The sequence below is a fragment of the Nonomuraea basaltis genome, assembly GCF_005893125.1.
GTDB classification, from domain to species: Bacteria; Actinomycetota; Actinomycetes; order Streptosporangiales; family Streptosporangiaceae; genus Nonomuraea; species Nonomuraea basaltis.
Genome location: NZ_VCJS01000145.1, coordinates 24,730 through 33,020, shown reverse-complemented (window position 1 = coordinate 33,020; position 8,291 = coordinate 24,730). Strand labels below are relative to the sequence as shown.

At 70.4% G+C, this 8,291-nt stretch carries 6 protein-coding genes; 4 read left to right on the top strand and 2 right to left on the bottom strand.

The features are described from left to right. The first annotated feature begins 4 nt into the window (after positions 1 to 4). Together EJK15_RS45600 and EJK15_RS45595 are read left to right on the top strand one after the other, a co-directional pair. Entirely contained in the window at positions 5 to 589 is a 585-nt protein-coding gene (locus EJK15_RS45600; protein ID WP_240777635.1) for an adenosylcobinamide amidohydrolase, read from the top strand. A gap of 63 nt (positions 590 to 652) precedes the next feature. Continuing rightward, the gene (locus EJK15_RS45595; RefSeq protein ID WP_138716702.1) at positions 653 to 1,243 is read left to right on the top strand and encodes a Uma2 family endonuclease; all 591 of its coding nucleotides are present in this window, start codon (positions 653 to 655) and stop codon (positions 1,241 to 1,243) included. On the opposite strand, the gene EJK15_RS45590 is transcribed toward EJK15_RS45595, so the two are convergent. After that, positions 1,189 to 2,886: a hydantoinase B/oxoprolinase family protein gene (locus EJK15_RS45590; protein ID WP_240777634.1), complete on the bottom strand. Its 1,698-nt coding sequence runs from the start codon at positions 2,884 to 2,886 to the stop codon at positions 1,189 to 1,191. The two genes, EJK15_RS45595 and EJK15_RS45590, sit on opposite strands and share 55 nt — an antisense overlap. Further along, positions 2,883 to 5,036: a hydantoinase/oxoprolinase family protein gene (locus EJK15_RS45585; RefSeq protein WP_138716700.1), complete on the bottom strand. Its 2,154-nt coding sequence runs from the start codon at positions 5,034 to 5,036 to the stop codon at positions 2,883 to 2,885. The genes EJK15_RS45590 and EJK15_RS45585 overlap by 4 nt, the downstream gene beginning before the upstream one ends. A gap of 105 nt (positions 5,037 to 5,141) precedes the next feature. On the opposite strand from EJK15_RS45585, the gene EJK15_RS45580 reads away from it, so the two are divergent. Together EJK15_RS45580 and EJK15_RS45575 are read left to right on the top strand one after the other, a co-directional pair. Further along, complete coding sequence (locus EJK15_RS45580) at positions 5,142 to 6,617, top strand: zinc ribbon domain-containing protein (protein WP_138716699.1); 1,476 nt, start codon at positions 5,142 to 5,144, stop codon at positions 6,615 to 6,617. Further along, positions 6,617 to 8,290 carry a serine/threonine protein kinase gene (locus EJK15_RS45575; protein WP_138716698.1) on the top strand — a complete coding sequence of 558 codons (1,674 nt, stop codon included), beginning with the start codon at positions 6,617 to 6,619 and terminating at the stop codon, positions 8,288 to 8,290. Before EJK15_RS45580 ends, EJK15_RS45575 begins: the two co-directional genes overlap by 1 nt. The last annotated feature ends 1 nt before the right edge of the window (position 8,291 follow it).

Sequence of the window (8,291 nt, the reverse complement as noted above, 5' to 3'; positions counted from 1 at the left end):
AGATGTGTATAAGACACAGCGGATGATCTCCTCGGCGATGCTCGGCGGGGGGATCGGGGTGCGTGAGTGGGTGCTGAACGCGCAGGTGGTGGCCGGGTATTCGCGGATGGACCCGGTCGATCATCTCGTCTCGCTGGGGCCTGGTGGCGGAGCCGGGGTCGGGATGATGACCGCCGCGTCCGTCGATCGGTACGTCCGGGCCTCGGACGGTGACGTGGAGGCCTTCGCGACCGTGGGCCTGCGGGTGCCCACCTGGGCGGCCGCCCCCGAGGGCGCGGAAGATCCGGAACTGGCTCCGGTGCGGGTGGGGACGATCAACATCGTGACCGTGGTGCCCGTGGCCATGACAGACGCTGCCCTGGTGAACACTGTCATGACGGTCACGGAGGCCAAGTCGCAGGCCTTGATCGAGGCCGGGTTCCCGTGCACGGGGACGGCGTCGGACGCGGTGTGCGTGGCCGCGCCCGTCGACGGGCCCGAGGAGTTATTCGGGGGGCCGCGGTCGGAGTGGGGGGCTCGGGTGGCGCGCGCCGTGCACGCGGCGGTGCGACGAGGTGCCGAAGCGTGGCGTCCTCGTGACTCAAAGTGAGGGAAATTGGGGAAGTAGCATGTGGGCGAGGGCGAGACTCCCGATACTGAATGGGTGACCGCAATGGCAACGATCGAACCGACCCCGGGGCGCACGTTTCTTCCCGGTGCGCGACCGTTCACGGTTGACGACCTGTTCAAACTCCCCAACGACGGGAACCGTTACGAGCTCTTCAACGGGAGCCTGGTAGTGAGCCCTGCCCCAACCCCCCTGCACCAGGACGCGATCTTCCGCTTGCAGATGATCCTCCATCAGGCGATGCCCGCGCATCTGATGGTGTTGTCAACTGTCAACGTGCGCGCCAGCGACAAGGACTTCTACATCCCTGACCTCGTAATCGTGCCCAAAGTTGTGGCGAGGTCCGTGAGGCTTATGTTCAAGCCCAGCGACTTGCTGCTGGCTGTAGAAGTCGTCAGCCCGAGCACCAAGGCGCACGACAGAGGCCTCAAAAGCGAGGCGTATGCGATGGCGGGCATTCCCATCTACTGGCGCGTCGAACCCGACGAAGGCCCAACGCTCTACGTCTACGAACTTGACGGCGACACCTACAGAGGACCCGCTGCCCACAAGCCCGGGACTACAGTCACCCTATCGTCGCCCTACCCTGTCACCTTCGATCCGGCCGATCTGGTCGGCAACTGGATGACCTCGTAATCCTCGGCCGCACCCCGTGCCGTCACCCGGCCCGCCTCCACGTCGGCCAGGACCGCCGGCAGGTCCCGTTCGCCAGGCGGGCCGAGGCCGGCGCCGCCCGTGGTTTCCACGATAAACGCCTCACCGGCCGCGAACCGCAGATTGTTGACCTTGGACGCCAGTCGCTCCACCGTCCCGTCCAGGTGGCGCTTGAAGAAGCCGCCCAGCCGCCCCGGCAGGCCGCCGTCCCGGCCTGGAGGTGGCAGGCGGAGGCGGTCGCCGCGGGTCGTGACGTGGCAGTCGGCCAGGAAGCGGTAGACCGTCCGCGAGCCCAGCCCGCCCCGGAACCGTCCAGGGCCACCCGAGTCCGGGATCGTCTCGATCGACTCCACGATCAGCGGGCAGCGGCTCTCCACCGGCTCCACCTGCGGGACCGAGTTGCGGCCGATGCCGAAGTGCACGCCCGTCGCGTCCGGGCCGTCCAGTCCCTGGCGGGCGCCGACGCCGCCGAAGTCGTAGGAGAGGTGGATCCAGTACGGCGCCCCGACCGCCGCGATCGAGAACGGCTGCAGGATCCCGCTGGCGGCGATCGCCCGTTCGGGCACCGCGTCGGACAGGGCCTGGAAGACGGCCTCCATGGCGGCGTAGATCGGGACGTACCGGCCGCCGCAGGGGTGGGGGGAGCGGGCGTTGAGGAGTGAGCCCTCCGGCAGGCATACCTCGATGGCGCGCAGGCAGCCGTCGTTCATCGGGATCGTCGGGTCCAGGAAGCAGCGGACCGCGAAGACGGCGGCTGCCAGGGACTGTGAGGCCGAGGCGTTGATGGCCGCGGGGACCTGCGGGTCCGTGCCCGCGAAGTCCAGCAGCGCCTGGGTGGCGTCGAGGGTGACGGCGACGCGGATGTGGTGGGATTTTTCGGGGTTTATGCCGTCGTCGTCGATCGGGTACGCCGCCTCGAACCGGCCCTCGGGAAGCTCGGCCAGCGAGGCGCGGGTCCTGGCCTCCGTGTAGTCCAGGTAGTCGTCGACGCCCGCGGCCAGGCCCTGCACCCCGTACTCGTCGATCAGCGCCTCCAATCGGGCGGCGGCCACCGCCGTGCCGGCCACGAGGGCCCGTACATCACCCATGACCTTGTCCGGGGTGCGGCTGTTGGCCCGCAGGATGGCCTCCATCGCCGGGTCGATCCCGTCCGCGGTCGCCAGGCGGACCGGCGGGAGCTGCAGCCCTTCCAGGAAGATGTCCGTGGCCAGCGGGGCCATCCCGCCCGCCGAGAGGCCGCCGAGGTCGGAGACGTGGATCATGGTGGCGGTGAAGTACGCCGGGGTCCCTTCGATGAAGACCGGGCGGTAGACCAGGAGGTCGTTGGTGTGCACGCCGCCCCGGTAGGCGTCGTTGAGCACGTACGCGTCGCCCGGGCGCATCGTGTCCAGGGGGATGTCCTTGATCAGCTCCGGGAGCGCGACCTTGAGCGCCATGCTGTTCATGAGCGTGGTGGCCATGGACTGGGCGATCAGCCGGCCGCGGGCGTCCAGGACGGCGGCCGAGGCGTCGGAGCCCTCCACGATGAACGTCGAGTACGCCGAGCGCACCACCACGATGCTGGCCTCCTCCGCGGCCACGACCAGCGCGTTCCTGAGCAACTCCGCGGTCAGGGCGTCGGTCACGGGTGGCTCCTGCGGGTCAGGTGCACGGCGCGGGTCTCGGTGAGCGTGGCGGTCCATGAGGGCGGGACGACGATCGTGGACTCGGCGTCTTCGATGATGGCCGGGCCCTGGAGGGTTTGGTCCATGGTGTTCCTGGTGTGCACGGGGACGTCGGCATACCCGTCCAGTTCCGGGAAGTACGCCCGCCTGGAGGTGGGTGCTGGCTTCTGCTCGCCGGCCTCCGCACGCGTCGCGCCGGGCTCGGCCGCGCCGCGCCGCGCCGCACCGGCGCCGGGTAGGTGCGGGTCGGCCGTGAGGCGCGGGTGGGCGGTGGGGTGATCTTCGGTGGGCTGGGCACCAGGCGGGGGCGGCTCTTCGACGTGGGCGTTCCGGCCAGTGGGCGCTTGCGGCCGGTCGGCGGGGGTGGTCAGGCGGATGCGGTAGCTGACCAGTTCGATGTCGCCCTGCTGGGCGATGCCGTACACCTGCCGGTATCTGTCGAAGAAGCGCGTCGCGAGGGTCTCGCGCGACGGCGACCAGTCGACGGTCAGGTCGTGGGATTGGCCCTTGAAGCGGACGTCCACCGAGCGCAGCACCCGCACCCCCGGGTCCGTGAGCGAGATGCCCAGGTCGGTCGCCGCCTCCTCGGCCAGTTCGGCGAAGATCTGTTCGGGGTCGCCCGCGTCGAGGCGGGACAGGACCCGGTCGGTGGAGAGGTCGCCCGCCAGCAGGCCCGCCGCCGACGCCACCCCGCAGTGCGCCGGCACCACCACCGTCGAGATCCCGAACCGCTCCGCCACCCTGGCCGCGTGCATGGGCCCGGCGCCGCCGAAGGCGACCAGGGCGAAGCCGCGCGGGTCGATCCCGCGCTGCACCGTCACCACGTGCACCGCCGACGCCATCGAGGCGTTGACGATCTCATGGACGGCAAAGGCCGACTCCTCCCGCGACACCCCCAGCGGCCCGGCGAGCCGGTCGAGGGCCTTGTCCGCCAGCGGCGGCGACAGCGGGATCGAGGCCGAGGAGAGGTAGCCGAGCACCAGGTTCGCGTCCGTGACCGTGGGTTCAGAACCGCCCAGGCCGTAGCAGGCGGGCCCGGGGGAGGAGCCGGCCGAGTGCGGGCCCACGCGCAGCGCACCCGCCGCGTCGAGCCAGGCGATGCTGCCGCCGCCCGCACCCACCTCCGCCAGGTCGATGGCCGGGGTTTTGATGGGTACGCCGGTGCCCGCGCGCCGCCCGCCGAAGCTGCCCTTGCCGCCCACGTGGAACTCGTGGGTGATCTCCGGCCGCCCGCCGCGCACCACGCACGCCTTGGCGGTGGTGCCGCCCATGTCGAACGAGATCACGTCCGCGAACCCGGTCCCGGCCGCCGCCAGCACGCCCGCCGCCGGACCCGACTCGATGGTGGCCACCGCCCGCCTGGCGGCCAGCTCGGCGGAGATCACGCCGCCGCTCGACTCCATGACGTGGATGGGCGCGTGGATGCCGATGGCGGCCAGCCGCTCGCGCAGCCGCGAAAGGTAAGAGGCCATCAATGGGCCGATATATGCGGACATGATGGTGGTGGTGGCGCGCTCGTATTCGCGAATCTCCGGCCATACCTCCGACGAGGTCACCACGTTCGGGACCGACTCTCGGAGGATCGCGGCCACCTGCCGTTCATGGGCCGGATTGGCGTACGCGTGCAGCAGGCACACAGCCGCCGACTCGATGCCGCGCCGCGCGATCTCCGCGGCGGCGCGCCGTACCGAATCGGCATCGATCGGCGTCAGGACGTCGCCGCGCGCCGAGATCCGCTCCACCACCTCGAAGCAGTCGCCCGCGGCGACCGGGGGAGGGGGCGGTGAGAAGCGGAGGTCGTACCGATCCTCCTCGACGCGGGCGTAGCGGCCGAGCGGGATGGCCGCGCGGAAGCCCTGAGTCGTGACATAGGCGACCCGGACGCCCTTGCGTTCGAGCACCGCGTTGGTGGCCAGCGTGGTGGCGTGCACCACCCGCGTGATCTGGGCGGGGTCCCGGTCGCCCAGCGCGCGCGTAACGCCGGCGACGATTCCCGCGATGGGGTCATAGTGGGTGCTCAAACACTTGGCCACGGAAATCGCTCCCGACGTGCCGCGAAGGACCACGTCGGTGAAGGTGCCGCCGACATCGACGCCGATCACGTAGCCCATTCGGGTACGTTACGTCCCCTAGCAAGCGCTTGTCTACGCGGCGGTCTATTGACTTACGACACCTGATTGGGACCCTGGTCCTATACCTGCATTTTGGAGCGGAGAATGGCACGCCTCACACGCCTCACAGCTCTGGCCGGCGGCGTCGCGGCGGCACTGGCGCTGCTCGCGATGCCGGTCGCGGCCCACGAGCACCCGAGCGGGATCACCGACCTGGTGACTCCGGCCGTGGTGCGCGTGGAGGCCGTGTCCCATGTGGAGATCACCCTGCTCGATCACCTCGGCGAGCTCAAACATGTGGAGCGGTCCTACGACATCCCGTTCGGGTCGGGAACCGGGACCGTCGTCAACCCCGACGGGACGATCGTCGCGCTCCGGCGCCTGGCGGTGAACCCCAACGACGTCGCCGTCTACGCGGCGAACAAGATCTTCGCCGAGCACTTCAAGGTGAAGATCCCCGCCGACTACGAGAAGCACGAGCTCTCCGACAAGCAGCTCGACCGCCACCTGAAGAAGTGCTACCCGCCCAAGAGCGACACCGCCACCTGCATCGTCAGCGTCACCACCGACATCACGGCCTTCCCCAACGTGTCCCCGGCCAGCCCCGACGGCTTCAAGGTCAAGTGCATCAAGGCGGGCCCGACGCCCGACAGCCCCGCCGTGCTGGTGCCGCTGACGCCGGTCTCGGGCAGCGTCGGCATGCCGACCGCGCCGCTCGCCGACAAGGTGCCCGACCAGGAGGGCGCGCCCGTCGGCATCGCGGGCCTCCTCGGCAGGCCGGGCCCGAACGTGCAGCACACGGTCGAGATCGCTCACCTGAGCAAGGGCGGCGGCGCCGGAGAGACCGGCAGGCCGTTCGCCGACCCGCAGAAGAAGGTGGACGAGCCGGCCAAGCTGGGCGGGCTGGCCGACAAGGGCCTGGTGGGCGCGCCGGTGATCGGCGACAAGGAGGGCCACGTCATCGGCCTGCTCGTCGGCGGCGGCAAGGAAGGCAAGATGATCGGGGTCAGGGAGATCACCGGCATCCTGTCCCAGGCCAAGGTGGTGCCGCGCAGGGGTGTGATCGACACGGCGTTCGAGGCGGCGCTGACCCGCTACCACACCAAGTACTACACCGAGGCCGCGCCGGGCTTCCAGCGCGTGCTCGAGCTCTATCCGGGCAACGTGGTGGCCGCGGCGCTGCTGAAGACCTCGCTGGCCAAGCGGGGCGGCCCGGAGGACCAGGGCACCAAGCAGGCGGCGACTGCGCCGGCCGCGTCCACGCCGCTGTGGCCCTTCATCGTGGCGGCGGCGATACTTTTCATAGCCGCCGGGGGTGGGGCGTATCTGCTGTGGCGCCGCCGCACTCCGGAAAAACCGAGAGAACTGCCACAGCCGCTGGCGGCCGGTCCACCGCTCGACGACGGTGCCAACCAGACCGTGGTCGTGCGGCGGTCCCAGTCGTTCCCAGTGGTCCCGCAGCAGCAGCAGCAGGTGATGACGGCGCAGGATCCGGCGATCAAATACTGCACCTCGTGCGGCATGAGACTCGGACCCGCGCATCGGTTCTGCGGCTACTGCGGCCACCCCAACGAGACGTGATGCAATTGAACGAAAGATCGCTCATCGGCCAGGAGGTGGCCGGGTACTACATCGAGGACATCGTCGGCAAGGGCGGCATGGCCGTCGTCTACCTGGCGCTCGACCCCAGGCTGAGCCGCCGCGTGGCGCTGAAGATCCTCAACCCGGTGCTCAGCGTCGACGACCGGTTCAGGCAGCGGTTCATCCTGGAGTCCAGGACGGTCGCCAGCATCGAGCACCCCAACATCATCCCGATCTACGAGGCCAACGCCGACGCCGACGGCGTCCTCTACATCGCCATGCGCTACGTCGACGGCCTCGACCTGCGCAGGCTCATCTACGACCGGGGGCCGCTGCCGATCGGCCAGGCCAACCAGATCTTCGCCCAAACGGCCGCCGCGCTGGACGCCGCCCACGCGCACGACCTGATCCACCGCGACGTCAAGCCGGCCAACATCCTGCTCGCCGGCGACCACGTCTACCTGACCGACTTCGGCATCACCAAGCACCGCTCGTCGATCTCCGGGCTGACCCAGACCGACCAGTTCATCGGCACTCCCCGCTACATGTCGCCCGAGCAGATCAACAAGGAGCACATCGACGGCCGGTGCGACCAGTACGCGCTGGCCTGCGTCGTCTACGAGGCCCTGGCGGCGCGGCTGCCGTTCCAGCGCGAGAACGACATCGCGCTGCTGTGGGCGCACCTGGCCGAGCAGCCGCCGCCGCTGTCGCAGGTCAGACCCGAGCTGCCGCCGGCGATCGACGCCGTGATGATGCGCGGCCTGGCCAAGTCGCCCGAGCAGCGCTACGCGACCTGCACCGAGTTCGTCTCCGCGCTGCGCGACGCGATCGGCGGGCACCAGTCCGATGCCGTCGGAGGGGCGTCCCTGATCCCCCGTCCCGGCACCAGCCCGCACTCCGGGCCGCACCCCGTGCCGAACTCCGGGCCGCAGTCCGTGCTGCACTCGGGGAGCTCCTCCGGGCCGCACTCCGGGCCGCACTCCGGGCCGCCGCTCGGCGCCCCGTTCGCGCAGTCCCCGGCGTTCGGCGCGCCCGCGCCGCCCACGCATCCCACCGGACAGAAGAAGCGCCCCGGCCGCGTCCCGATCGTCGCCGCCACGCTGGTCGCCGCCGTCGCCGCGCTCGCGCTGGTCGCGCTGATCATCATGAACCACCGCGGCGACGCCTGGACCCGCTACCAGGCCAGCACCGCCGCTCCGATCGCGTTCGAGTACCCGGGCGACTGGACGGTACGCACGCACCGCGACCTGTTCGCGGTGGCCTCGCCGCACGCCACCGAGTTCGAGGCCCTGTTCGTGGCCGGTCCCGGCGCCGACTGGTCGCGGATCTCCCAGATCGTCGCAGACGACCCCGACACCGCCTCGGGCGTCTACGTGCAGACCTCCGACACCCTCGACGCCGGCGGCGACTCCGAGCAGATGAAGGCCAAGATGGACACCCTGCTGCCCGGCGAGGTCGATCTCGGCAAGCCTGCGCAGGACCAGGCCGGCAACAGCCCCGCCACCCGCTTCGACGGGTCCCTGCGCGACCCCGCGACCGGCACCAGGCTGGGCTTCGTCAGCTACGTCATCGACCGCCGGCCCAAGACCATGCTCGTGATGTACTTCTGCGCCAAGTCCACCTGCGACGACGCCACCCAGACCCGCATCAGGCAGAGCGTCCACGTGTCCTGAC

Coding starts and splice junctions, on each gene's coding strand:
- EJK15_RS45575 (WP_138716698.1), top strand. CDS start 6,617: ATGCAATTGAACGAAAGATCGCTCATCGGCCAGGAGGTGGCCGGGTAC.
- EJK15_RS45580 (WP_138716699.1), top strand. CDS start 5,142: ATGGCACGCCTCACACGCCTCACAGCTCTGGCCGGCGGCGTCGCGGCG.
- EJK15_RS45595 (WP_138716702.1), top strand. CDS start 653: ATGGCAACGATCGAACCGACCCCGGGGCGCACGTTTCTTCCCGGTGCG.
- EJK15_RS45585 (WP_138716700.1), bottom strand. CDS start 5,036: ATGGGCTACGTGATCGGCGTCGATGTCGGCGGCACCTTCACCGACGTG.